The organism is Methanolobus sp. WCC4 (assembly GCF_038022665.1).
Classification (GTDB): domain Archaea; phylum Halobacteriota; class Methanosarcinia; order Methanosarcinales; family Methanosarcinaceae; genus Methanolobus.
Window position 1 is genome coordinate 654,083 of record NZ_CP150629.1, and the last position, 25,441, is coordinate 679,523.

At 45.5% G+C, this 25,441-nt stretch carries 28 protein-coding genes; 17 read left to right on the forward strand and 11 right to left on the reverse strand.

Features of this window, described 5'->3' with window-relative positions:
• The first annotated feature begins 78 nt into the window (after positions 1-78).
• Positions 79-846: a winged helix-turn-helix domain-containing protein gene (locus V7O63_RS03265; protein ID WP_340820095.1), complete on the forward strand. Its 768-nt coding sequence runs from the start codon at positions 79-81 to the stop codon at positions 844-846.
• Between the two features lie 17 nt (positions 847-863).
• Here the strand turns inward: V7O63_RS03265 and V7O63_RS03270 are convergent, their stop codons facing one another.
• Positions 864-1,790, reverse strand: a complete 927-nt coding sequence (locus tag V7O63_RS03270) for a UbiA family prenyltransferase (RefSeq protein WP_340820096.1) — start codon at positions 1,788-1,790, stop codon at positions 864-866.
• A 371-nt stretch (positions 1,791-2,161) separates the two neighbouring features.
• Positions 2,162-2,659 carry a hypothetical protein gene (locus V7O63_RS03275; RefSeq protein ID WP_340820097.1) on the reverse strand — a complete coding sequence of 166 codons (498 nt, stop codon included), beginning with the start codon at positions 2,657-2,659 and terminating at the stop codon, positions 2,162-2,164.
• A gap of 115 nt (positions 2,660-2,774) precedes the next feature.
• On the opposite strand from V7O63_RS03275, the gene V7O63_RS03280 reads away from it, so the two are divergent.
• The 6 genes from V7O63_RS03280 (at position 2,775) to V7O63_RS03305 (ending at position 7,196) form a co-directional block, all read left to right on the forward strand.
• Complete coding sequence (locus V7O63_RS03280; protein ID WP_340820779.1) at positions 2,775-3,773, forward strand: phosphate uptake regulator PhoU; 999 nt, start codon at positions 2,775-2,777, stop codon at positions 3,771-3,773.
• A gap of 110 nt (positions 3,774-3,883) precedes the next feature.
• Positions 3,884-4,519 (forward strand): Era-like GTP-binding protein, encoded by a 636-nt coding sequence (locus V7O63_RS03285; protein ID WP_340820098.1) that lies wholly within the window; start codon positions 3,884-3,886, stop codon positions 4,517-4,519.
• A gap of 5 nt (positions 4,520-4,524) precedes the next feature.
• Positions 4,525-4,887 (forward strand): DUF2073 domain-containing protein, encoded by a 363-nt coding sequence (locus V7O63_RS03290; RefSeq protein ID WP_340820099.1) that lies wholly within the window; start codon positions 4,525-4,527, stop codon positions 4,885-4,887.
• Between the two features lie 14 nt (positions 4,888-4,901).
• Positions 4,902-5,426: a hypothetical protein gene (locus V7O63_RS03295; protein ID WP_340820100.1), complete on the forward strand. Its 525-nt coding sequence runs from the start codon at positions 4,902-4,904 to the stop codon at positions 5,424-5,426.
• A gap of 19 nt (positions 5,427-5,445) precedes the next feature.
• A complete protein-coding gene (gene hxlB / locus V7O63_RS03300) occupies positions 5,446-6,054 on the forward strand; it encodes a 6-phospho-3-hexuloisomerase (protein WP_340820101.1) in 609 nt (202 codons plus the stop codon).
• 20 nt (positions 6,055-6,074) lie between these two features.
• Entirely contained in the window at positions 6,075-7,196 is a 1,122-nt protein-coding gene (locus V7O63_RS03305) for a pyridoxal phosphate-dependent aminotransferase (protein ID WP_340820102.1), read from the forward strand.
• Between the two features lie 5 nt (positions 7,197-7,201).
• On the opposite strand, the gene V7O63_RS03310 is transcribed toward V7O63_RS03305, so the two are convergent.
• Positions 7,202-8,209, reverse strand: coding sequence for an NOG1 family protein (locus tag V7O63_RS03310; protein WP_340820103.1), 1,008 nt, complete (start codon positions 8,207-8,209; stop codon positions 7,202-7,204).
• Positions 8,210-8,375: 166 nt separating this feature from the next.
• Here V7O63_RS03310 and V7O63_RS03315 point away from each other — a divergent pair, with 166 nt between their 5' ends.
• Positions 8,376-9,254: a CBS domain-containing protein gene (locus V7O63_RS03315; protein ID WP_340820104.1), complete on the forward strand. Its 879-nt coding sequence runs from the start codon at positions 8,376-8,378 to the stop codon at positions 9,252-9,254.
• 33 nt (positions 9,255-9,287) lie between these two features.
• Here V7O63_RS03315 and hisE read toward each other — a convergent pair whose 3' ends face one another.
• The 4 genes from hisE to V7O63_RS03335 all read right to left on the reverse strand — a co-directional run bounded on the left by hisE (position 9,288) and on the right by V7O63_RS03335 (position 14,179).
• The gene (gene hisE, locus V7O63_RS03320; protein WP_340820105.1) at positions 9,288-9,587 is read right to left on the reverse strand and encodes a phosphoribosyl-ATP diphosphatase; all 300 of its coding nucleotides are present in this window, start codon (positions 9,585-9,587) and stop codon (positions 9,288-9,290) included.
• A gap of 236 nt (positions 9,588-9,823) precedes the next feature.
• Positions 9,824-11,104, reverse strand: a complete 1,281-nt coding sequence (locus V7O63_RS03325) for a 3-isopropylmalate dehydratase large subunit (RefSeq protein ID WP_340820106.1) — start codon at positions 11,102-11,104, stop codon at positions 9,824-9,826.
• Between the two features lie 90 nt (positions 11,105-11,194).
• On the reverse strand, positions 11,195-11,905 hold the full coding sequence (locus tag V7O63_RS03330) for a YkgJ family cysteine cluster protein (protein WP_340820107.1): 711 nt from the start codon (positions 11,903-11,905) through the stop codon (positions 11,195-11,197).
• 804 nt (positions 11,906-12,709) lie between these two features.
• A complete protein-coding gene (locus tag V7O63_RS03335; RefSeq protein WP_340820780.1) occupies positions 12,710-14,179 on the reverse strand; it encodes a DHH family phosphoesterase in 1,470 nt (489 codons plus the stop codon).
• 118 nt (positions 14,180-14,297) lie between these two features.
• On the opposite strand from V7O63_RS03335, the gene V7O63_RS03340 reads away from it, so the two are divergent.
• The 7 genes from V7O63_RS03340 to V7O63_RS03370 all read left to right on the forward strand — a co-directional run bounded on the left by V7O63_RS03340 (position 14,298) and on the right by V7O63_RS03370 (position 19,447).
• The gene (locus V7O63_RS03340) at positions 14,298-15,776 is read left to right on the forward strand and encodes an NAD(P)H-hydrate dehydratase (RefSeq protein WP_340820108.1); all 1,479 of its coding nucleotides are present in this window, start codon (positions 14,298-14,300) and stop codon (positions 15,774-15,776) included.
• A 1-nt stretch (position 15,777) separates the two neighbouring features.
• On the forward strand, positions 15,778-15,960 hold the full coding sequence (locus tag V7O63_RS03345; protein WP_340820109.1) for a hypothetical protein: 183 nt from the start codon (positions 15,778-15,780) through the stop codon (positions 15,958-15,960).
• A gap of 33 nt (positions 15,961-15,993) precedes the next feature.
• Complete coding sequence (moaC, locus tag V7O63_RS03350) at positions 15,994-16,470, forward strand: cyclic pyranopterin monophosphate synthase MoaC (RefSeq protein ID WP_340820110.1); 477 nt, start codon at positions 15,994-15,996, stop codon at positions 16,468-16,470.
• 79 nt (positions 16,471-16,549) lie between these two features.
• Positions 16,550-17,398, forward strand: coding sequence for a ribose-phosphate diphosphokinase (locus tag V7O63_RS03355; RefSeq protein ID WP_340820111.1), 849 nt, complete (start codon positions 16,550-16,552; stop codon positions 17,396-17,398).
• A gap of 24 nt (positions 17,399-17,422) precedes the next feature.
• Complete coding sequence (locus V7O63_RS03360; protein ID WP_340820112.1) at positions 17,423-17,992, forward strand: hypothetical protein; 570 nt, start codon at positions 17,423-17,425, stop codon at positions 17,990-17,992.
• 53 nt (positions 17,993-18,045) lie between these two features.
• Positions 18,046-18,678: an endonuclease gene (locus V7O63_RS03365; RefSeq protein ID WP_340820113.1), complete on the forward strand. Its 633-nt coding sequence runs from the start codon at positions 18,046-18,048 to the stop codon at positions 18,676-18,678.
• Complete coding sequence (locus tag V7O63_RS03370) at positions 18,662-19,447, forward strand: C15orf41 family protein (protein WP_340820114.1); 786 nt, start codon at positions 18,662-18,664, stop codon at positions 19,445-19,447. The genes V7O63_RS03365 and V7O63_RS03370 overlap by 17 nt, the downstream gene beginning before the upstream one ends.
• Before the next feature lie 11 nt (positions 19,448-19,458).
• Here V7O63_RS03370 and V7O63_RS03375 read toward each other — a convergent pair whose 3' ends face one another.
• Positions 19,459-19,680, reverse strand: coding sequence for a hypothetical protein (locus V7O63_RS03375; protein ID WP_340820115.1), 222 nt, complete (start codon positions 19,678-19,680; stop codon positions 19,459-19,461).
• A gap of 227 nt (positions 19,681-19,907) precedes the next feature.
• Between V7O63_RS03375 and lysS the strand changes: the two genes are divergently transcribed.
• Both lysS and V7O63_RS03385 read left to right on the forward strand, forming a co-directional pair.
• The gene (gene lysS / locus V7O63_RS03380) at positions 19,908-21,500 is read left to right on the forward strand and encodes a lysine--tRNA ligase (protein ID WP_340820116.1); all 1,593 of its coding nucleotides are present in this window, start codon (positions 19,908-19,910) and stop codon (positions 21,498-21,500) included.
• 2 nt (positions 21,501-21,502) lie between these two features.
• Positions 21,503-22,183 (forward strand): class I SAM-dependent methyltransferase, encoded by a 681-nt coding sequence (locus V7O63_RS03385; protein ID WP_340820117.1) that lies wholly within the window; start codon positions 21,503-21,505, stop codon positions 22,181-22,183.
• Here V7O63_RS03385 and V7O63_RS03390 read toward each other — a convergent pair.
• The 3 genes from V7O63_RS03390 to V7O63_RS03400 are packed head-to-tail and all read right to left on the reverse strand — an operon-like array spanning position 22,180 to position 25,381.
• A complete protein-coding gene (locus V7O63_RS03390; RefSeq protein WP_340820118.1) occupies positions 22,180-22,425 on the reverse strand; it encodes a pro-sigmaK processing inhibitor BofA family protein in 246 nt (81 codons plus the stop codon). The two genes, V7O63_RS03385 and V7O63_RS03390, sit on opposite strands and share 4 nt — an antisense overlap.
• Before the next feature lie 50 nt (positions 22,426-22,475).
• Positions 22,476-22,895 (reverse strand): nucleoside 2-deoxyribosyltransferase, encoded by a 420-nt coding sequence (locus V7O63_RS03395; RefSeq protein WP_340820119.1) that lies wholly within the window; start codon positions 22,893-22,895, stop codon positions 22,476-22,478.
• Positions 22,892-25,381, reverse strand: a complete 2,490-nt coding sequence (locus V7O63_RS03400) for a DUF3656 domain-containing protein (RefSeq protein WP_340820120.1) — start codon at positions 25,379-25,381, stop codon at positions 22,892-22,894. The genes V7O63_RS03395 and V7O63_RS03400 overlap by 4 nt, the downstream gene beginning before the upstream one ends.
• Positions 25,382-25,441 lie beyond the last annotated feature (60 nt).

Here is a 25,441-nt window from a genome sequence, read left to right on the forward strand (position 1 = left end):
TAATTGAATTTTATATAATTGGTTGGTTGGATACGTAACTCAAAAAATTGATGTGATATTGTGAGATCAAAAGGGCTTTTGAGTTTATTGACCTACTCCGAAAAAAGAAAGGATATATTGTTCCTGCTTGAAGAGAGGACATGTACGCTGTCTGATATCAAAGATCATTTTAATGTATCATCTCCTGAGATATCTCCCCGAATAAAAGAGATGCTTTCCTATAATCTTATAGAGAGGACCGATAAGAACTACCGGATCACACCGATCGGAAGGGCTATCATCACCCATTTCAGACCATTTCTGGATATTCTGGAGACCATAGAGAAAAATGAGGAATTCTGGAAGCACCATTATCTTGATGACCTGCCTCAATTCATGCTTGACGATCTCAGTGCTCTGAAAGACTGTAAGGTTGTCTCTGACAGCATTGAGAACATCTATGAATCACACAAGACATTCATCGAGAACCTTTCACGTTCATCACATATCAAAGGTGTTTCTTCGATATTCATTCCCACATACCCTGACTTTGTAGTGGGGCTGGCTGAGAATAATGTCCCTACATCTCTTATACTGACTGAGAAGGTGTTCTCTAAAGTGAGGGATGAGCACCATGATAAACTGGATTTCTATCTGAGATCTCCCAATACTGAACTATACGTGATCGAAGATGTGAAGATCGCATTCGTTGTAACAGATGTCTTTTTCTCGCTGTCCCTTTTCTTTACTCCTGAAGCGTATGACCCGAGGGATGACCTGGTGGGCTATGATGCATCTGCCCTTAAATGGGGAGACGACCTTTTTGAACATTACAGGAAAATGTCAAGATCTGTAACTTCTATATGAAATGTATGATGGAAGGATCAGATGATCATTCCATTCACAATGGTCCTCAGTCCCACAATAGAGGTGGATTCTCCATCTATCATGAAAAGTCTCTTTGTCAGCCTGTTCTTTGTTTCTACTTCCACCTGTTCGGCAAAGTTCCTGATGTACAACATTCCGATGATGAAACTGTAGATGAGCACCACGGGTTCGAAGGCTATTGCTCCTGTCAATATTGACGTCAGTAGTACCATATGGGTTATAATGTGCAGAGCTAGCAGCATCCTCTTTGCCTTTATCTCTCCAAGCACTACAGGAAGTGTCTTTATCCCCGCCATGGTATCTCCTTTGATATCCTTGAAATCATATATGGTGGAATTGATGAACAATTTCATTCCAAAATAGATGAAAACGAGTAGGGGTGCTAGTATTGATGTGGCATGTATCCCTGCGATAACTGCAATGAAGGCTCCCCATGTGATCCCAACGACGATGTTCTTCATGCCGAGTCCACCCTTGAGCCTCAGGTTCATTTTTCCTATCCTTATCCCTTTTGTATAGAGATAGCCGGTTATAAGTGGAAGAAAAGCAATGAGTATAAGTCCGTCAGTGCTGAGAATGGCAGCTCCTATTATAAAACAGATAAGCGAGATGATCAAAGCAGCTTTGTTCGATGCTCCCCGTAATTCCGGACGGTTCTCGATATCCTCTTCTGCATCCATTGCCCTGTCAAGTGTATAGACCGCATAGATCACCAGTCCGCCTGCAAGGCAGTTCAAGAATGCGGAGTTGATCTGCATCAGGAGAAATGCTATGTGTATCCTTAACGCCCCTGAGAATGAGACCAGTACAGAACTTTTTAGCAGGTGGAGTGTTGGTATTAGTGTAGTACCGAAAATATTTAATTTGTATTCGTATTTCTTTGCCAGTAGAGTCGGGAAATTGAGGTTGCAATTCGAGCTCATAGCCTAGAATGGAACAGGACTATGTAATATTATTTTTTCAGTATAATATTATATCATTGAACTACTGCGGAAGATCATTCTATTTCATTTTACAGGCAATGATCAAAAAATAAGAGGGGCTGTGCCTGTTTTTGAAAGTATGTTCGCTGCCGTGGAACATGACTTATATATTTCTGTGAATCTTTAATTATATCAGTATCTGATTATTTATGCATATATAAATTTTGTTATTCAGCTTCAGATAGTGGCCGATATTTTGTCAGGCAAGGTTGTTGAAATATGGAGTGATCGTGCTAACCAGTTCATTCTATTGGAACAAGCAGTATTCGCAGTTCTCACAAAAGATATGAGCATCATATTTGGCTCTTCTTTTACTCAGATGCTACTTGCTTCTCTTCCAGGTGTAGTAAGAGGTACCCGAACCCGATAAAGAAGAATGGGGCTATAGGGAGTGTTTTGAAAGCACTGTTCCATACTGCAAATGAACTGATCGCAGTAATGACCCCACAGGAGATGAGTGCATGGGCGGTTGTCTTTGTTCTCAGTTCTATGTCCATCTCTATGGTATCCTTTGCAAGTTCATAGATCACCAGTGTTATGCACAGGAATGCACCGAATATCCACCCAAGGGTCCTGACGGATGCAAGAAAACCTCCATTGGAAAGCAAGGCCATCTGCTGAAATATATTCACGAATATTGTTCCGTATGTCCCATCGAAATTGGCATAGAATACCGAGAACTTGATGCCCCATCCACTTGAATAGTATGCAGAATAGAAGTAGACTTCCCATGGTATTATCAGGCATATGGCGGGCAGTATCTTTCTCAGAAGGTTTATCTCGCCGGGTTCGATGTCAATGCTTTTCATACGCAGTGTTCTATATAACTACGAATATATATTTTTAATCATAGGGGAAGTATCTATATATTACCTTGTGTTCTATATATTCATATCATTTTCAAACATAATATGAGGGATTTCAATAGAAACCAGAAAAGTTCAGCAAACAGGTGGTTCTACCTATATAATATCACTTCCGAAGCCCTGGGCAGACAAGGTCGGGATACAGACCGGCAGCAGGGTAAGTTTGCAGCCCCAGCCAGATGGTAAATTGATAATTGATCCTATACATGATGCTCCTCCTGTGAGAAAGATACAGATCGACGTTACCGGAACGATGGGTGATGCTCTCACAAGGGATATGATCGCTGCTTATCTTGCAGGTTCGGACATCATAGAGGTAAAGGCCGACAGGATAGTTGCCGAGCAAAAGAACATTATCCGTGAGATGTGTTACAAGCTCATAGGCCCTGAGATCATAGAAGAGACCGCGAAGAAGGTGGTCATTCAGGACCTTTTGAACCCGGACGAGATATCCATCAAAAAGAGTGTAAGAAGGATGTATCTTATCTCCAATTCCATGCACATTGATGCTATAAAGGCTATCAAGACACTCGATACCGACCTTGCCCTTGACGTAAACCAGAGGGATGATGATGTCGACCGGCTTTTCCTTCTTATATCCAAGCAGTTCCGTTCAATATTGCGCGGTGCAAGGTTGCCTGATGCAGCCGAGACATCCATAGATGAATACCATGACCTGAGGATGGCAGCAAGTCCTATCGAGCGTATAGCTGACCATGCACGCAAGATCGCGAAGGTCACAGACATTCTGGAAGGTCCGATCCCTGATGATATCATGGAGATGATAGAGAAGACATCGGACATATCAAGGAAGATCGTTGAGGATTCAATAGATTCCCTCTACAATTTCGATGTGGATCTCGCCAACCAGGTGATCGACCGGGTGACAAAGGTCTCGCCCCTTATAGACAAGCTCAATGGTGCCATACTGAAACTGGATACCTATGGATCAGTGGTTGCCCTTGGAACAGTGGTTGATAGTATTGACAGAACATCTGATTACGGAGCCAACATTGCTGAGATAGCTATCAACTCTGCAATGTCAAAGGGACTGTGAATCATAAGCGCCCATTGCAGGTATGAATAATAAAAATTATATGCTAATGGGTGTTTATACTACTAAAATTATCAATAACTAAATATAAATGCTATTCACGGAGGGAATGAATGGGCGTAATCAGATCATTCAAGAGGAATTTTTCAGATTTTTTTAAAAAACTGTTTAACAAACAGAATGCGCGAATAGGAATATACGGTCCGCCAAATGCGGGAAAGACGACTCTTGCCAACAGGATATTAAGGGACTGGACAGGAGATGCCATGGGCTCTGTCTCACATGTTGCCCACGAAACAAGGCGTGCAAGACGAAGAGAAGGAGTTACCATCAATACCAATGGCAGTTCCATAACCCTTGATATCATTGATACCCCGGGACTTGCTACAAAGATCGATTTCCATGAGTTCATGGAACAGGGAATGGATGAAGCTGAGTCCAAGAGGCGTGCAAAGGAAGCCACAGAAGGTGTTATCGAAGCTGTGAAATGGCTTGAGAACCTTGATGGTGTCATTCTCGTGATGGATGCGACCGAGGATCCTTTTACCCAGGTCAATGTGACCGTTATCGGCAATATGGAAGCAAGGAATCTTCCACTTCTTATCGTTGCCAACAAGGTGGATCTCGCAGAGGCTTCCCCTTCAACCATAAGGGATGCTTTCCCACAACATCCGATGGTCTCCATATCAGCTCTGGAAGGAAAGAACATAGAGACCTTCTATGAAGAACTTGCAAAGAGGTTCGGGTGATAGCAATGCAGGGATTCCAGATGGATCTTGTATCAGAGCACAGGCTATCACAGATGACCCCTGTTGAAAAGGTCAGGTTCATTATCGACGAGGTCATGGGTGGAAAGATACTGGTCCTTGAAAAAGGTCTGAGTCCGGAAGAGGAGGCAAGTCTTATTGAGATGACAATGACCCTTATCGAACCGGATGGTTTCTCAGGTATCGAGATGGAAAGTTATCCATCAGAGGTGGACACTTCATTTTTGGGTAAGATCCTTAAAAAGAACGCTCTTAAGTCAAGACTCACTGTTATCGGACCGGCCGATCAGCTTAAGACCCTCAAGAAGGATCGGAATATGATCAGTGCCCTTATTTCAACGAACAAGTAATTTGCGTGAAGCAAATGGGTCAAAAAGAAGATAACGGAAATATCATAACATCTGATCTCCCTCTCTCCTCCTTTGAGATGGGGAGGGACGATGTGAATGTAGTCTGTACCTATGGTAAGATCTCCCTGTGGTTTGGGAAGCAGGTTCCTGATATTGTAGTAGGGCAGATACTTCTGGGTATTGCCAATATAGATGCCTCAACAGTCCATGAACTGGAACTTGTATGTGGTTTCGACGATATCATGGAGTATGAGAGCGATGGCTATGTCCTGGTTTCGTATGCAAGGTCAGAGAATGGCTACAGGACCACTTTCAATATCCCTTTTTCTAGCAAGAAAGCTCTTTTACGTCTTGCCAGGTCTATCACCGAAGACCTTAAAGAGAAGGACACTGTCTTAGACTGCTATTGGACCGGAGATGCTTCTGACATCATGCGCCTGTATGAGGAATTGAGCACTATCGAAGGCTGGAATGTAAAGGGCATCAATTATAAGGACGATGCCAAAGAAAAACATAATGATACTGTTATTTTCGATTGATACTACCAGAGGAGATCAGATGAAAGAGATCCACTTAACTGAATGCAAATATCTAACTTCTTCTATTATGCTAATGGCCGAACACCTTGAGAACGTAGCTAATAAACTTGACAAGGACTCCGTAAGGGATATGCTTGAGGATATAATGTCCGCGAAGAGGATCTTCGTGATGGGCGCAGGTCGCTCAGGCCTTGTTGGAAGGGCATTTGCCATGAGGCTCATGCACCTGGGGCTTTCTTCCCATGTCGTAGGCGAGACAACAACTCCTGCTGTAAGCAAGGATGATGTGGTAATCGCTATATCAGGTTCCGGACAGACCCGCTCTATCTCGAACCTCGGACGTGTTGCCAAGGAGATCGGTGCCACACTCGTTACAATTACCTCAAATGCTGATTCAACACTGGGAGGGCTGTCCGATACTGTGATCGTTCTTCCCGGAAGGACCAAGGACGATGCAGGTGGCTATGTTGAACGTCACATGCGTGGTGAATACACCTATCTCACTCCACTGGGTACTTCCTTTGAGACCTCATCAAGTGTTTTCCTTGATGCTGTTATCGCAGAGCTTATCTTCATCACAGGTGCTTCCGAGGAAGACCTCAAGTCAAGGCACACAAATATTGAATAATACAAAATGAAGTGATAACTATGGCTGGCTCGAAGTTTGCACAAAGAGTTCTGGATATAGACATTTCCGGAATAAGGAAGATGTTCGAAGGCGCCGGTCCGAATTCCATAAATCTTGGTATCGGACAACCTGACTATGATACTCCGCAGCACATAAAGCAGGCTGCTATTGATGCTATCAATGAGGGTTTTACCGGTTATACAGCTGGTCCGGGTATTCCTGAACTTCGAGAGGCTTTGAGTTCAAAGTTCAAGACGGAGAACAATTTCGAGGTGTCAACGGATGAGATAATTGTGACCTCCGGGGCATCAGAGGCTCTTGAGATCGCTATTGCCTCCCTTGTAGGGCCTGGTGATGAGGCACTCATTGCAGACCCGGGTTTTGTCTCATACAATTCCCTTGTTCACATAATGGGTGGCAGTGTCACTCCGCTTCCACTTGCAGATGACCTGACGATAAGTCCCGAGAGTGTCCTTGAGAATATCTCTTCGAAGACAAAGGTAATGATCATCAATTCTCCTGCAAACCCTACCGGTGCTGTGCAGAGCAAAGCTGACATGAAGGCGTTTGCTGAGATCGCTGATGACCATGGTATTACCATCATATCAGACGAGGTATATGAGCATTTCATCTATGAGGGTGAACATGTAAGTCCTGCTCAGTTCTCAGACAATGTCATAACCGTGAACGCAGTCTCCAAGACCTTCTCCATGACCGGATGGAGGATCGGCTATGTTGCTGCCAGGAAGGAATATACGGAACAGATGATCAAGGTCCACCAGTATGTGCAGGCATGTGCCAATTCCATTGCACAGAAAGCGGCATTAGCAGCTATAGCAGGTCCAATGGATTCTGTATTTGCCATGCGTGATGAGTTCAAGGCCCGCAGGGACATGCTTGTGGAAGGTCTGAACTCGATAGGTCTTAACTGTGCTTCTCCAAAAGGTGCATTCTACGCTTTCCCCGAGGTACCTGAAGGCATGACCTCCGGTGAAGTAGCATCGAAGCTGGTCACAAATGGGGTTATCGTTGTGCCGGGAACTGCCTTTGGTGAACGTGGTGAAGGGCATATACGCCTGTCCTACGCATCATCAATGGAGAATCTGACAGGTGCACTGGATATTATGAAAAAAGTATTGTGATGACCTTACCAGTCATCCATTACTGTATCCTCTTCTTCTGCAGGTCCTTTTTCCTCAATGGCCTTTTTGACCATCTCGATAAGTTTTGAAGTGACTTCCTCAACTCCCTCATCCGTGGCAGTTGACATCTTCATATCCACGTAGTCCAGCTCTTTGAACTGTGGAAGGTCAGCCTTGTTAGCCACCACAAGTACCGGCAGTTTGAACTCGCTGCGTACTTCCTCAAGCATACGTTTCTGGTCCTCTATCTCATATCCGCATGTCTCACTTGCATCGATTATGAAGAGCACCACTGCATCAAGGTTCTTGAGAGCTGTTATTGCCTGAAGCTCAATCTCGTTACGTTCTGACATGGGTCTGTCAAGAAGTCCGGGGGTATCCATCACCTGGTACCTGTCATTGTCAACGAAGAAGTGGCCGATGGAAACTCCCTTCGTGGTGAAAGGATAGGATGCTATCTCAGGTGTTGCGCCTGTTACTTTAGTGACGAAACTGGATTTCCCGATATTGGGATAACCCGCGACCACAATGGTGGGTTCGTCATGGACCGACGGAAGCTTTCTGAGCTTGTTACGTGCCTCATTTAAGAAGAGAAGATCCTTGCTGATCGAACCCAAGATAGATGACAGTCTTCCAAAACACTGTTTCCTGATGGGGAGGGGGTCCCTGCTCTTTCTCATCTTTCCGACGTGTTCCCTTGCGACCTCATGTATCTTTGCACTGGCCCAGTCAAGCCTGCTCAGGGCCTTTCTCATGTCATCCACTCCTACCATGACATCTGCCAGTTCGTAGTAGAAAGGTGGCAGGTTCTCGAAGGTAGGGAATCTTCTGACTATGTTCTTTAGATTATCTGTAAGTATGTTGGCAGCCGTCAGGACCATTGACTCATTTGCCTCAAGGGCTGTTTTCCTTCCGGTGATGGTCTTTCCTGACATTGCCCTGCTGGCTCTTCTGAATGCCTTGTCCAGCAATTCGTCTGAAGTAGGGACTGTATTTATTTTTTCAAAGATCATATTCCTTCCTGTCGCGCTTCAAATCACTTCTACCTATAAATCCCTGTTCCTATAAATATCATTACAAATATCATCTTTTGTAATATCCTTATGAGGAGATACTATAATTTATATATCTCCTTTGAGTATCTATAATCTATATTTGAGTTTATGGACCGGTGATGTTTTGGAACTGACTCCTATACAGAAAGATATCCTTATAGCATTGATAAATCTTCAGAGAGAAAAGGACCGTGCTGTAAAAGGCGAAGAAATTGCAGAGCTTATTAGCCGTAACCCTGGTACTGTCAGGAATCAGATGCAATCTTTGAAAGTCCTTGGCCTGGTCGAAGGTGTCCCTGGTCCGAAAGGGGGCTACAAAGCAACAGGCGAGGCTTATGAGGCTTTAAGCATTACTGCAATGGACCATGAGGCCACAGTGCCTATCTACAAGAACGATGAGCTTGTGGACGGTGCAACAGTGGCTGAGATCAGCTTTACCACTGTGAGGCATCCTGATCTCTGTCATGGCATGATCCGGGTACTCGGGAACATCAAGGGCTTTGAGCAGGGTGACCTTGTACAGATGGGGCCGACACCTGTGAACAAACTGGTGGTCCGCGGAGAGATCGTGGGCAGGGATGATACCAAGAACACACTTGTTTTCTCTATAAGTGAGATGATATCACTTCCAAAGAAACCAGTGAAGGACTATGCAAAGACCGATGTGATCTCAATAAGCGGAAATGCAACTATTCAGGAAACCGCCCGTCTTCTTGTGGATAACAACATTCATGGTGCACCTGTGATAGATGATGATGACACCATCCTTGGAATTGTCACCTTTACAGATATTGGAGATGCAGTAGCAAGTGGGAAAATGACTGCAAAGGTCAGGGATATAATGACCCGTGATCTCATTGCAGTGGATTCGGAAACATCACTCTATGATGCCGTAAAGGCTTTCGATACTCACAACATAGGCTTTGTACTCGTGTCCTATGACGGTGTGCCAAAAGGTATATTGTCCAAAAAGGATGTTTTCCACGAATTGATCGTGTACTAATTATAAATAGTGTAAAAAATAGCGCCTTATGGCCTATTTTCTTCTTTTCTTCAGTTCAGTGGCTATCTCATCAAGGGTTATACCCTTTGCCACGAACATTACCATAAGGTGGAACAGCAGATCGGATGATTCGTATATCATCTCTTCCTTGTTCTCGCTCTTTACAGCAAGGATGGTCTCGATGGATTCCTCGCCCACCTTTTCCAGTATCTTGTCAATGCCCTTGCGGTGGGTGAGCAGGGAACTCACGTAAGAGTTCTCGGAGGGATTCTCTTTTCTGTCCGTAATGATGTCGTAAAGTTCGTTGAGTATCGAGAGGTCAGCTTCAGTCATGGTCTATCCTTTCCTGATATTATGTGATCTTATTACATCTTTATGGTGCAAAGTTGCCCACAGCCCTGGCTGGAAGATTATAACTTATGAAAAAAGGTCTTAGTGACGTTGGTTTGTAATCCACACAAAATATGACGGGTAGTGTTGGTTAGACCAACGTCCGAAACTATCATATCAATTTGATCGATATAACTGTTGTGGTCTCACAATTGAAAAAAGAAAGTATCTGAGAGTTCTCAGATCTTCCTTGGGTCTGTGATCTCTCCGGTAAGTGCGGATGCTGCTGCTGTTGCAGGTGAGCTGAGATATACGAAGGACTGTGGGCTTCCCTCACGTCCCTTGAAGTTACGGTTGGATGTTGCAAGTCCTACCTCTCCATCTCCGAGAAGTCCGAATGAACCTCCCATACATGGACCACAGCATGGTGCTTCAACAATTGCGCCTGCTTCCATGAACTGCTCGATGTATCCTGCCCTGAGGACCTTCATGTATTCTGTCCTTGATGCAGGGATGATAAGAAGTCTGACATCCTTTGCGACAGGTTCGTCACCCATCATCTTTGCAACGACCTCGATATCCTCGAACCTTCCGTTTGTACAGGAACCTACGAAGATCTGGTCGACCTTTGTTCCTTCTACCTCTGTTACAGGCTTGACGTTGTCCACGTTGTGTGGGCATGCGACCTGTGGTTCAAGGTTGCTTATGTCATACTTGTGAAGCTCACAGTCTGCACCTTCGTCTGACTTCCAGTATGGGTCAAACTCATAGTCTGGTATGCGTTCCTTGAGGTATGCCTCTGTGACCTCATCAGCCTCGATGATACCTGCTTTACCGCCCATCTCGATAGCCATGTTGGAGATGGTCATACGCTCGGACATTGGAAGTGACCTGATGGCTGAACCTGCATATTCTGCTGCCTTGTATCTTGCACCTTCTGCACCTACATCCCCTATGAGGTGGAGAATGATGTCCTTTGAGTAGACGTGTTCCGGAAGTTTTCCTTCAACTTCGAACCTGATGGTCTCAGGTACCTTGAACCAGAGTTTTCCTGATGCAAAGACCGCTGCCATGTCGGTTGAACCGATACCTGTTGAGAATGCACCGAGTGAACCGTATGCACAGGTGTGTGAGTCGGAACCTACTACAAGGTCTCCGGGTTTTACGTGTCCCTTTTCAGGCATTACCTGGTGGCAGACACCTTCATAAACGTCATAGTTGATTATGCCCTGTTCCTTTGCGAACTTCCTGAGCATTATGTGGTTCTGTGCAGCATTGAGTGAGTCTGCAGGTACCTGGTGATCGAAGAGTATCACGATCTTGCTTGGGTCCCAGACCTTCTTCTCTTCTTTGTCCCTCATGATCTCGTAGAATCCTTCTACAGCAAGAGGTCCTGTGATGTCGTGGGTCATTGCCCTGTCTATATCAGCCAGTACGAATTCTCCGGCTTTAACGGTTTTACCGGAAGCCTTTGAAAAGATCTTCTCTGAGATCGTCATAGGTTCATTATTAGTGGACATGTTTATTCCTGCATGATGTTTATTGATTATAAATCGATCGATAAAATGAAAATCGAATTAAACTCTGGATAACCCTGGATTCTCCTTATCTTATATCTTCCGTGTTATCTTATTAGTTCCCTCACTATAATGGACAATGTAATTTAAGTAGCCTTGCTTCAGGCCGGACATGGCAGTCTTCACTCCTTTCTCCCCGGTCCTGAACCCGGTATAGTTCTGATATGTAAGGATGGTGTCCTGTAATTCCCTGATGTATCTTTCAAGTACCATCTCAGCGAGCATTTTACTGTCCTGCTCACTGATTTCCCTTCCAAGTCCTTCACATTCGGACACCTGCAGCTCAAGTCCTTCCATGTAGAACGGGTATGTGCTGCACAGAAGGGGGCGGTGTTCATATATCTTACAACGGTTGTCGGCAGTTTCGTCAGGTATGAATGAACAATCCCTGTTCTTTTTTCTGCGAAGCATCCATCCGAATGTGTGGATATTCCCCTCCTCATCTATCATGCCTGACTCTGCCTGGAGTCGATGTTCTTCTTCAGGTGAATCAGTCTCAATGTTCAAAGGCTCTGCTATCTCGTCCCACTTCATACCGGTTCCATCACAGATCTTGCGGATCTCTTCAGGAACCACTGCAACACGGTTATCGCCTGATCCTCTGCGACAGCATTTCCCACACATGATACACTGGAATCCGATATTCCGTATCTGCTTAGCGAGCTCTTCTGTATCTGTCTTCTTTGCAGCCTCTATTTCTTCCTCAAGCTGCTTGATAAGCATCTTTTTGTATCTGGTATCCATCTTATTGCCATCTGGTCAGGATTTTGCTTTTCCTGATGGTCGTATCTTATAAATATGGGCTGGTTTTGTTATCTGGTATATTTTGTTATATATTCAACATATAGTATTCTATATATCATATATATTATCGAGTAGGTCATTGTACTATCATTGTTCTGACCATTTCCTGCCGGTTAACAGTTTATGGGTCTGTCTGGCTAAGGTTCCTGTTATCAGCACAAAAACAGGTACGATCATCTTCCTCTGAGTTTTGTATCTGTTAAACGAACATTTAGCACTAATGATGGTCCAAATACGAGCTATCTGTGTACATCTGCGTTATCCGTGTCTATTTGTTCTACCATTAAAATAGGATGCACCGTTCCAAAAATGATCCCTCTCTATGTACTCCCTGGACTTTTATGCCAGTTATGCGGATTATTACGTACGATTGTTATGTTATCTTCATGCAATGTATAGTATGTATGTTTATGACCTATCAGCCAATTATATAATTGTAAGTCCTATCTGTGCATATTATGTATGAACAAGCTCTTTTGTGGCTGTTTATGCTTGCATAATGCTCACATACTAATATATTGTGTGATGGGTCCCGGTGATTTGTTATCTCCGGACGTGTTCTAATATTCAGCATCATGTCTCTGTAGTTGCTGTTTCTTTCATCCGGGTAGTGAAAATCGCAATGAATAAAAATTGTAACAAATAATATTCAAGTATATATGTATATTTTATTATATATTATATAATGTATGTTTAAAATCAGATACATTAAACTGTAATTTAATAAAAAAGAATCAGGAGAGACTATTCATCAGTCTCTTCCACACCAACAGCACTGAGGAATCTCTTTACAACTGCCTCGTTAACGAGTCTGAGGAGGGTTTGGCGGTCCTTTGCAGCACTGAAGACACCCAGGGTGATCTGTGCCGCTGCAGCTGTTGCGTGTCCTCCGCCAGAATCCTCGCCGAACGCTCTTTTCATGGCATCGCCGAGGTTTACTCTGATATCGTTACTGCGTCCTGAGATGTATATCTTCTCATCAGTGACCCCGAAAACTATGGAAGTGGATATCCCTTCAAGGTTCAGGAGATAATCCGCTGCCTGTGGTAATGTATCCCTGTTACGTATGCTTCCCACATTTGAGAGCAGGTAGCTTCCTATTACCTGTCGGCTGTTGATAGCCTCGCCAAGTACATCCAGTGTCTCGATCGACATTGATGGACGTTCCAGTTGCTCAAGGATGTCATGGTCTGAAAGAGGATAAAGGTATGAAGCTGCTGAAAGGTCAGCAGAATCTGTATTCCTCTTAAAATCAAGTGTATCGGTCCTGATACCATAGAGAAGTGCAGTTGCAAGCTTGCTGTCGATCTCCACATTGAGTTCCTGCAGATACTTTGTCAGTATGGTCGCTGAAGCACCTACATTAGGACGTATATCGATGTAATCAGAATCCAGTTCTGCATCAGGAAGTGGATGGTGATCGATCACAATGTTCACGCGGGTCTCAGGAGGGAGTGAGTTGTTAGCTCCCGGCATCGAACAGTCCACAAGTGCGATGTTCTCATAGCCGGTAAATCCGACATCTTCTGACCTGTAGAGGTCGATTCCCAGAAGGTTCACGAAAGCCTTGTTCTCCTGGTGCCCGATCTCCCCGTGATATATTATATCTGAGAGCACGTTGAATGAGGTTGCGATCCTCTGAAGTGCAAGTGCACTGGATATCGCATCAGGGTCCGGGTTATCATGGACCACGATGGCAAGTTTCTTTCCTTTGTTGGCCTCGAACCACTGGGTCAGTTTATTACCTCTGTGCATGGCCTCTGCACGCTCAAGGGACCTGGACAGTGATTTTGCAACCATTCTCGGTGGCATGATCACAAGGTCTGCTCCAAGTGTCTCCATCTCCTGCATGTTGATGACATCAGGAGCTCTCACAACACAATAGATGTCTGAAGAGACCTTGTTCCTTATGTTCTGAAGGGCGATCTTGTTCGCCTTTGGATCGGAACTCAGGATAAGTATCCCTGCAAGGTCCTTGGTGTTGATCGTATCAAAGAGGGCAGGATCACTGACATCACCGACTATGGCCTCGTAGGCTTCCTCTCGAAGTGTCTCCACTTTCTGAGAGTCCTTGTCTACAATAATGAGCTCTTTGTCAAGCTCTCTAAGTTCCTTGGCTAAAGCAAAGCCAAAACTTCCACTGCCAAGGATGAGATATGTGGGTTTGACCTTAGATCTGTCAGTTGCGCTGATCTCTTTTGCAACGTTGTTAATAGAAAAGCCTCCATTTTGTGTAAGAGTTATATTTGCATAAAATGATTTTCAATAAAATTAACAGAAATAATACATTAACTGATAAATACAATGCAAACTAAGGGATAAATAGGTAACTATGTCCTCTATCAGTTCTTCAAAGATGCGTTCTATCGATGCTAATTGCTCATATCTGGGAATGGATCCTCTCCAGTTGATGGAAAATGCAGGTGCAGCAATAGCCCGGGAAATAATATCAAAGACGGGTTCCGCAAAGGTGCTCTTTGTTGCAGGAAGGGGAAATAACGGGGGCGATGCATTCGTTGCTGCACGACATCTCTCATTATATGGGACCTATGATGTCCGGGTAATTCTTCTGGGCCATTCATCGCGGATAAGGACAGAAGAGTCAAAGCGAAATTTCTCACTGCTGAAGTACAGCGGTATCAAAGAAATAAAGGAGATATCCGATTCCAGTGAGCTTATCGGTTATACTGGCTGGAAGGATATGGATATCATTGTGGATGGTGTACTTGGTTCAGGCATAAAAGGTGCTCCAAGGGAACCCGAATCCACTGCTATCGATAAGATAAATTCTTCAAGATCCTACATAATCTCTATAGACTCTCCTTCCGGATACGATATTGATAACGGGGAGGTTGTGAAGAGTGTTGCTGCCGATATGACAATAACCTTCCACAGGATGAAGACAGGTCTGGGACTTCCCGGTTGTGAGAGATACACAGGTGCTGTAAAAGTAGTTCCCATAGGTGTCTGCCGGGACGCTGAGGAATATGTAGGTGCTGGCGACCTCATGGCTCTGGAACGCCGGAAAAGTGATGCTCACAAAGGTAATTCCGGTCGTGTCCTTGTAATCGGCGGAGGTGCGTACTATGGTGCTCCTGCACTTGCAGCCATGGCAGCCCTGCGCAGCGGTGCCGATATAGTCACAGTCGCAGTGCCTGAGAATGTTGCTGATACTGTAGCCTCATTTTCTCCTGATATTATAGTTGTTCCATTGGAAGGGAACATGCTTATCCCTGAGAATATTTCTCGTTTGAAAGGTCTTATCGATTCGCATGATGTCACTGTCATAGGTCCGGGTCTGGGAAGGGATCAGAAGACACTTGAAACAGTGGAACTGATCCTTCCCCTATGCAAGAGGGCGGTAGTCGACGCAGACGCACTTTACGGTCTGGAATTGCCCGTGAAAAGTGAGGGTGAACTCATCCTGACACCGCATTCCGGGGAGTTCTCCCGTCTTCTGGATGAGAAACTTCCTTCGTCCATTGATGAGAGGAAGGATATCGTCAGGAACTTTGCCGGGGAGAAAGGTGTCACGACAGTTCTCAAAGGTAATGTAGATATCATCTCTGACGGGCAGGCCACCCGACTCAACAGGACAGGTAATGCCGGGATGACCGTAGGCGGTACAGGTGATGTCCTGGCAGGCATAACCGGTGCCCTGTTCGCTGTGAACGATGCCATGGAGGCAGCCTCGTGTGCTGTGTTCATAAACGGTGCAGCAGGTGACCTTGCTTTTGAGGAGAAGGGTTCAGGTCTGCTTGCGACAGATATAATTGACCGGATAACAGATGTTATATTGAAGGTGTTTTGATATGGAGCGGGAAAACAGAAAGATAAACGTTGACATCGAAAGGACGTGGGTCCGTATAGCCATCAGTCATGGTAAGGATGAGGAGATAATCAAGCTCAGTCTCAAAGAGGCCACCGAACTGAAAGAACAACTAAATAGTACTATTGAGGATTACCTGCAAAGGCAGAATATCAGAATAGATTAAACTTAAAAAGTAACATCTAAAAACGGTGATCCATTGGAAGCTAAATTCACGCATATCGAGAACGACCGCGCGGTCATGGTAGACATAGGCAGTAAGGATATAATCGTAAGGAAAGCGGTAGCTTCCGGAGAGATCATCCTCAGTGCCGCGACCATAGAGAAGATACGCACCGGCACGGTTGAGAAAGGTAACGTGCTTTCCACTGCCCGGGTAGCTTCCATACTTGCAGTCAAAAGGGTACCGGAACTCATTCCCATGTGCCACCAGATCCCTATCACATCGGTGGATGTGGACTTCGAGATAGAGGACGACCTGGTCCGTGCAATAGTTGAAGTGCGCTCTGTTGGTAAGACCGGCGTTGAGATGGAAGCCCTGACAGGTGTTTCGGTTGCGCTGCTCACCGTGTGGGATATGGTCAAGTCTGCAGAGAAGGATGAGACAGGTAATTATCCTGCCACTGGCATTCAGAATATTAAGGTTATTGAGAAAGTAAAAATGGACCAAAACTAATGTATTATAGGTGTACATTAGGGAGAATCCAAATTATCCATTAATTATCCATTGATCGACTTTTAACGAGGTACATTATTTGAAAATCATAGGAGGACCAGCATCCCAGGCTCTTTCATCAAGGGTCGCAAGAGAGCTCGACATCGAGCCTACAGTGTGTGACTATACGAGGTTCCCGGACGGGGAACTGTACTCACGCATCCTTGATGAGGACGTGGATGAAGTTACCATTATACAGAGTACCACAACGGACTCTGATCTTATTGCATTATTGCAGTTGATAGATGCCTGTGAGGATTCACCTGTCATCAATGTCGTCATACCCTACATGGGTTATGCAAGGCAGGACAAGAAGTTCAAAACAGGTGAGCCTATCACTGCAAGGGCAATTGCCAGAACGATAAACGCTGACAGGATATTCACAGTGAACATCCATGAGGCAAGTGTGCTGAACTATTTCAACGCAGATGCCTTCGACCTTGATGCATCACGTCTCATAGGTTATCACATAAGGTCACTTGGACTGGATAACCCGTTGATAGTCTCTCCTGATAAGGGTGCTATCAGTCTTGCCGAGAACACGGCTGCGGATGTAGGACTTGAGTTCGATTACCTGGAAAAGACCCGTCATTCCGGTGATACTGTCACTATCAAGGCAAAGAATGTCGATGTAATGGACAGGGACATCATCATCATCGATGATATGATCGCCACGGGCGGTACCATGGCCGAGTCCATAAAGCTTCTCAAGTCACAGGGTGCAAAGGATGTCTATCTTGCATGCGTCCATCCGGTACTTGCAAGGAATGCCGTACTGCGCCTGTTCAATGCAGGGGTAAAAGATATCATTGCCACTGATACAATAGAAAAGGCGCAGAGTTCTGTCAGTGTGGCACCTCTGATAGCCAATGCTTTAAGAAGTATCTGAACATTAATATATTGAGGACTGATCATGACTTTACCCGATGTTTGCCCCAGGGACGGAGTTTCCCAGTGTAAGAAGAAAGAATGCCACCTGTACATATTGGAGTGGCGTACGGGGGACGAACAATGTGTCATCGGGTATCGATCAACCCACAAAGAGCTTTCCAGGTCAGTGTCCCTGGAAGACACCTATGTTGAGAACACACGCAAAAAGCTTGAGAAAAAAGAGCCCCGTGAAAGGAGACCATGGCCCGACACAAGCACGGCTGCTTCAGTAAGGGAACATCTTAAAAGGGAAGTTCCTGTAGCTGAGACCAGACCTGAAACTGTAATGGAACCAGCACCTGTATCCGAACCTGTGGCCAGGACCAGTGAATCCTATATCGAGGCGCGTGTGGGAAAACCGGTTCCTGAAGTGCTGGAACAGCTTGCTCCTGTGACCCAGGAAGAGGTCGTGGTCAATGATAAGAACACCACGGTGATCGAAGCAAAGAGCAGTGATGAAGAAAAGGATAAGGATGCAAGGAAAAGAAAGTCACTTGATGAAGTGATGGACCTGGACCTTCCTGAGGACTATGAGGAGAAGTTCTGGAAATAGTCCCATTGCTATTCCTGATATACTTCTGATGCCCTCCTTAATATTTACGATATATGAGATGCGGGATACTTTGCAGAGTATATGACCTGCTGCTGGATGAACTCGGACCACAATACTGGTGGCCTGCTGATTCAGCTTTTGAGGTCATTGTGGGTGCCATGCTCACCCAGCAGACAAAATGGACCAATGTCGAGAAGGCGATAAATGGCCTGAAAGAACATGATCTGCTGGAGGTCGGGTCACTTGCCAGTGCTGACATCGAACTGCTTGAAGGACTCGTGAGATGTTGCGGTTTCTATCGTCAGAAGGCTTCCCGCCTGAAAGGAATGGCTGGTTTTTTTGCGGAGCAGGGCATGGAGCAGGTTTTCTCGATGCCTGTAGATGAACTTCGCAGGACCATGTTATCTCTCAAAGGTGTCGGGAACGAGACTGCAGACAGTATCGTTCTTTACGCAGCTGACAAACCGAAGTTCGTGATCGATGCCTACACCACCCGGATGATGAAGTGTATCGGCATTGAAGGGAATTATATGCAGCTACAGAGGATGTTCGAAGAACAACTCCCTGAAGACGTCGGTATCTATAAGGAATACCATGCTCTCATAGTTGAATATTCAAAGGCCTACTGTGGCAGGGACCGATGTAATGAATGTATTCTTAAGGATCTGAATGAGAATGGATGTTGAAACCTATAATGAGATATACGCAAGCCTTGATGATGTCGATGACGTAAGAAGACTGGCTGAACAGTTCTCACAACCCATCGGTACCATTCATTCGATACTGAACCAGAAGGTCGTTACAAAGGTCAAGAAGAACTTCTCCAGGGTCAAGAACAAGGGCCCAAGACATCTGAAGCAGTGGAAGAAGGGCAAGAGCATAGTTTCCATTGCCAAGAAGAATGACATTCCTCCAACCCTTATGGTCTCCATGCTCCTTAAGGAGATGGATATTCCCAAGAAAGGATTCATCAGGAATCTTGATTCCCAGCCGGAGGGTCGCCTGAAAAGGGAAGTTATCGAAGCCATGGATTCAGACTTTTTCTTCTCTCCCCGGGCACACGAGTTACATGCTGAGAAAGGCGAGATGGGTGAGTACATCCTTGCTGAGTGGATAAGTGAACAGGAACTTACTTACAGGTCTGAGAACGACCTGCGGGATGAGGGATTCACAAAGACCCCGGATTTCCTGCTGAACGAGGAACTTGATGTTGATGGTGTTAAAGTATCATGGATAGAGAGCAAGGCTCTCTTCGGTGATGAGAAAGAGCACGACTATTACATCAAAAAACAGTTCAGGGAATATGAGGAGTTATACGGTACCGGAATGATAGTCTACTGGTACGGTTACATTGACACTGTCAGTTACAACGGACATGTCATAAAGGACTACAGTTTCTTTGACAGGGACTGGGACCTGATAGAGGAACTTCTGAACTTCAAGACCTACTGGTAGTCTTTTAGCTCTCACTCTTTCTTTCTGTGGGACATGACCTTTTTTGTATATACCTGGTTCACACCTTCTTCATCATATACTACAACATCATCGTTCATGGTCGCGTGATTACCATGGATCGCAAGGAAAGGCAGTAACTCATTGCTCTGCGGGTCGCGCTGGTTCTTCATGTTAAAGATGTCCTGCGACGTGCTTAATGGAACAGTGTGCATGATATTGGTAATTCGGGTCATATTTCTATGAGGAATGGCTGCTTATTAATAGCTTTCGTATTGTAATTATATGAGGTAATTCTGTGTCCTGAAAGGACAGTTTTCCTCGCAGAATTCCCGATAATTTCCGGATAATTATCGATGACATATTCTCATAAGCAAAGGTTATAATAGGAACAATTATCTAAGGTTACTGACTCCGGAGTCTTCCGGATCTTACACTTATCATATCATATATCGGTGAAATTATGGCAGAGATTACACACTGGGCAGATGTCGTGGCAGATGAGGTGCTTGCAAAGGGTAAGAAGCATCTTGTTGCAACAGGTATCACACCCTCAGGTCACATTCATATTGGTAACATGCGCGAGGTCGTAACTGCAGATGCAGCATACAGGGCCCTTGTCGACAAAGGTGCAGAGGCTGAGTTCATCTACATCGCAGATACCTATGACCCTTTAAGGAAGGTCTATCCTTTTCTGGATGACAGCTATGAAGAGCACGTAGGAAAACCCCTTTCTGAGATACCATGTCCCTGCGGAGAGCACAGGAACTATTCCGAACATTTCCTTGAGCCTTTCCTTGCAGCACTCGAGCATCTCGGGATACACCCGAAGGTGTACAGGGCGGATGAGCTGTACAAGGAAGGTGTCTATGTAGAGGCTATCAAGCAGGCCCTTTTAAAGAAGGACGAGATAGCAGCTATTCTTGAGAAGAGGTCAGGTAAGACACAGGTAGAGACATGGAACCCTTTCAATCCTATATGCAATGAGTGTGGAAAGGTCAATACGACCATAGTGACCGGATTTGACATCGATGCCGAGACCGTTGATTACGAATGTTCATGCGGAAGCAGCGGCACAGTACCAATGAAGGGTGGCGGAAAGCTCACCTGGCGTGTGGACTGGCCTGCAAGGTGGAAGGCACTGGGCGTGACCGTTGAACCGTTCGGTAAGGACCATGCTTCAAGGGGTGGATCCTATGATACCGGAGTGGCCATCGCCGAAGAGATATTCGGATACGAAGCTCCCCATCCAATCGTCTATGAGTGGATCATGCTCGGACAGAAGGGTGCAATGTCATCATCTACTGGTGTTGTTGTTTCCATTGCGGACATGTTGAAAGTTGTACCTCCTGAGGTACTTCGTTATCTTATCATACGCACAAAGCCTGAAAAGCACATAAGGTTCGACCCTGCACTGCCGCTTCTCACACTTGTGGACGAGTTCGAGCGCCTTCACTCAAGCGACAAGGCAACAGAATATGATAAGAGGATCATCGAGCTCTCACATGCAGCAGGACTCTGTCACACAGATATCCCGTTCAAACACATGACAACCATATACCAGGTTGCAGCAGGCGACTTTGATAAGATCCTAAATATAGTGGGAAGGGCCGGATATGACGTTTCCAACGAGAAGTGCATACGTGAGCTTGCCGACAATGTGGGCAAGTGGCTTGAGATGTTCGCTCCTGACAATGCAAAGTTCAGTGTTCAGGAAGAACTTCCGGTAAGCACTGCACAGCTCAATGACTTCCAGAGAGCATTCCTCAGTTCATTCTCAACCATACTGGACAAGAGCGGTGAACTGACCGGTGAGGACTATCACAACCTCGTATACTCATCAAAGGAAGCAGGCACCGAACTGAATACGATGATCGCTGCTGCCATGGACGTAGCTCCTGAGTCACTTGAAGTGAATCCAAAAGAACTCTTCAAGGCGATCTATGTGTCCGTGCTCGGACAGCCATCAGGTCCAAAGGCGGGATGGTTCCTTTCATCACTTGAGAAGGACTTCCTCGCACAGCGCTTCAGGGAAGCAGCAGAGTACAGACCCTGAACATGGATAATAGTTCTTCCCCGGGCAGCAAATCTGGCAATTTCGATAATTCTGCCAGGTCTGAAAAGTCTCATTTCCTTGCCTGGGAAGAGGAATACAAACATGTGACCTGGGGCGGTCCCCGGTCGATATCAATGCTTGAGGGATTGGTGTCACCATCATCCCGGGTACTTGATCTTGGTTGCGGGAACGGTCGTTTCCTTCTCCCGCTTTCAAAAAAATACGAGTCAATTGGCACCGACGTGTCAGCAACCGCAGTTCACAGGGCTCGTTCATATCTTTTTAAGAACAAATCGCAGGCAGAGTGCCTTGTTTCTAGTATAACCTCGCTTCCCTTTTCTGATAATTCCTTTGATGTTATCCTGTGTCTTGGTGTGCTCCAGCACCTGCTGGAAGATGAAAGGAAGACCGCAATAAGCGAGATCAAGAGGGTTATGGCAGATAATGCCGTCCTTGTGCTGGAGGTATTCGGTACTGAGGATATGAGATATGGCGGGGAAGCAATAGAAAAGGATACATTCCGCAGGAAAAGCGGTATCATATATCATTATTTCACGCAGGAAGAGATATCATCCCTGCTTTCAGGATTTGAGATAATGGAGATGAAAGATATAGTCTCAGAAAAAATGTTCAGTGGCAAACCCCACAGGCGCCACCAGATCAGGGCAATAGCCCGTCTTTAGAAAGCGATACCTAGATAGTTCAGCACTATGATGAGCAGTGCACCTACAACTCCCGCGATCGCGCAGATCAGTATTACTACCCATGTATAAGCTATTTCCAGACCCAGCACAAGGTTTGCCAGGACAAGTACGATAAGTCCGACAATTGTGTTAATGACCATATTCTTTACAGTCTTAAGCACTTTCCAGAGGACAATTGCAGCTATAATGGCTACAATGAGGATTATAATTTCAGTTACCATAGTCACCATTTTTATATTGTTATGATAAGTATTTAATGCTTGCTAAAAAATTAAGGTTTGTTGGCAGAGTTCAGGAACGCATCAATTTCCTTCTTCATGACCTCTGCGGAATCATATTCCCTGCAGATGATCCTTGCATCACCCAGTATCATCGCAGAGACGTTCGCTTCAGGAGTATGCAGGCAGAGTACCGGCATCTTTCTGTGAAGTGCGCTGCAGACCTCATAACCAACACCTATGGAAGGTGTACTCACTTCTGCGATAACACAGTCGCTCTTCTCAAGGAATTCCATATCACGTGCATATATCTCCTGTTCGCTCAGCAGGGATTCCGTCCTCTCAAGTTCAGGGTCGGCCACATGCCAGCTGGGTACGTGATGCCCGCTCTCCTGGATATACTCACACATCTCTATATAGGTGGACAGCATTTGCCTGCCACCTCTTATGGATGCCGAAAGGAATACGTTCATTGTACACCCCTGTGGTAATGTCCTCTTGTGTGGAATTCACAAATGTCGCTGCCCTGCCAGAGGTGTTTAGTGTTTCCGGTATAACAGGCATCTATTCCTGTACGGTAAGCGCGGGTGACCATCCCGACACGCTCATCTTCAAGTGTCCTTGAATCTATCCTGAGTCTTGAAACACCTGCTTTGATAAGCTGTGGCACGTCATCCAGCAGGCACAGTTCCCTTGAATTGAAGATATGTGTCCTGCAGTCCGGGTCGGTTTCAACAGGGAATTCGAATCCTTTCTCATCCGCTATCTCAAAACTGCCGCTTTTGCACTGGGAACCACACTTAAAGCCTGAATGATCTCTCTGTCCCATGACTCCTCCGATAAGGCAGTGTTCGGATTCCATTATCTGTATGTTGCCGTGAACGATGTATTCGCATCTGCCATACCTTGTGATCTCAGTGATCTGTCCGAGATTCATCTCAGTTGACAGGGTAACTGTGTCCGCTCCTTTTGTGATAAGTAATTCAAGGGTATGTCTGTTGAACACGTTCATGGAACTGTCAGTTACGATCTTCAGTTCTGTATCTTTTTGGTCGGTGAGGATCTTGAGAACACCCGCATTGGCGACTACAATTCCTGCAAGATCGTTCTCTTTTGCAAACGCTATCGTTTCCTTTACTTTGTTCATCTCCGTATCCTTTACGATGACCGGTGTGTGAAGGTAAACGGCAACGTTCTTTTCTGAAGCAATGGCAAGAGCAGGTTTCCATCCTCCATTACGAAGGCCGGTCCAGTCACTGTCTATGTATACGATATCTGCTCCGCCTTTGATCGCAGACATGAGGGCATCAGGGTTGTTGACACTTACAGAGAGCTTTGTTCTCTCTTCCGGGACCGGTCGTTCCTTTTCTTCTTCAGATGGGATAATATCCTTATCGCCTTCCCTGATGTGAGATGGTCTTCTCCAGCTTTCTATCCTCTTAGTCTCAAGTTCCGCCAGTGCTTCGGTCCTTGCGTTGTTCAGTTCCTTTATTGGTATGAACGCATCATCAGAAAGGTCAATGTTCATCTCTGCAGGTTCAAAGACCGTGTTGCCTGTCTTGGAAAGTTGCTTTTCCACATTATCAAGGGTTGTTGGTCTCTTCTGTGATCTCTCCACAACATAATCCGAGGTCACAGTTGTGGTATTGTTGTCATTATCTGAAACTGAGAGTTCCATCTTCTCTCCGATGCGTGCCTTCAGGTCGATGGAGACAGGGACCCTGCGTATGGGTGAAGGGGAATTATAAGAAGCCTGTAATTCTTTCATGAGGGAATCATCAAGTGTCCTGTAAACCACAGTGCCATTCTTTGGTGGCTGATCGAAATTGATGGTGATGACATCTCCCTTGTCTGCCTTTTTCTCCAGCATGTTCCCGATGTAGATTCCCCTGATTATCGTACCGGAGTCAGCTTTGCCTTCAAAACCAATACCATCTCCTACTTCAAGTTCTCCGGTAAGTGTGATCTCCATTCTTTTGAACTTATTATTATATCCTGTAACTTCTCCGACCATGATTCCCTGATTGTGCGGTCTTTCCTGGCTCATCAGGTCAATGGCAGGGTCGCCTTCGAAGTACCCGGTTGTGAACTCACGGTTGAAAAGCTGTTCAAGCTCGGTTCTCTCTTCCCTGGTCACAGAATAGTTATCAGGGTCTGCTGCGAACCTGTCTATCAGGCGACGGTATATCCTCACAACCCCTGCAACGTATTCAGGGCGCTTCATACGGCCTTCTATCTTGAATGAATCGATACCTGCTTCTATGAGTTTGGGCAGTATCTCAGATGTGTTCAGGTCTTTTGGACTGAGGAGGTAGCTTCCTTCTGTCTTGATCTCCTTCCCATCTCTCAGTAATCTGTATTGCTTGCGGCATGGCTGGGCGCAGTATCCACGGTTCCCGCTTCTTCCACCTATCATACTACTCATGAGGCACTGGCCGGAATAACAAATACAGAGTGCTCCATGGACGAATGCCTCTATCTCGGCTCCGGTTTCGGCTTTAATTTTCCTGATATCTTCAAGTGAGAGTTCCCTTGCGAGAACTATTCTCTTCACACCCATATCTTTCAGGAGCTTGATGCCCTCTGTGTTGTGTATTGTCATCTGGGTGCTTGCATGTACCGGGAGCGTGGGAACCATTTCCCTTGCAAGTGAGAGCAATCCCATGTCCTGTACTATGATGGCATCGGTCCCCAGTTCATCAAGGGTGTACATGAGCTCAAGTACCTTCTCCATCTCATTATCCTTGATAAGGGTGTTCAGGGTGACATAGACCTTCACATCTCTCAGATGAGCGAAGTCGATAGCTTCCCTGAATTCCTCCATGGTGAAATTACCTGCATATGCCCTTGCGCTGAAATCCTTTACTCCGAGGTATACTGCATCTGCACCGTTCTCTACGGCAGCTATGAGCGATTCCATGTTCCCGGCAGGGGCTAAGAGTTCAGGGGTTTTAAGCATGATAATCGCTCAGATGAGGTAAGAGTATATAAAAGCCCCCTTTAATCTATCAGTTTTAAA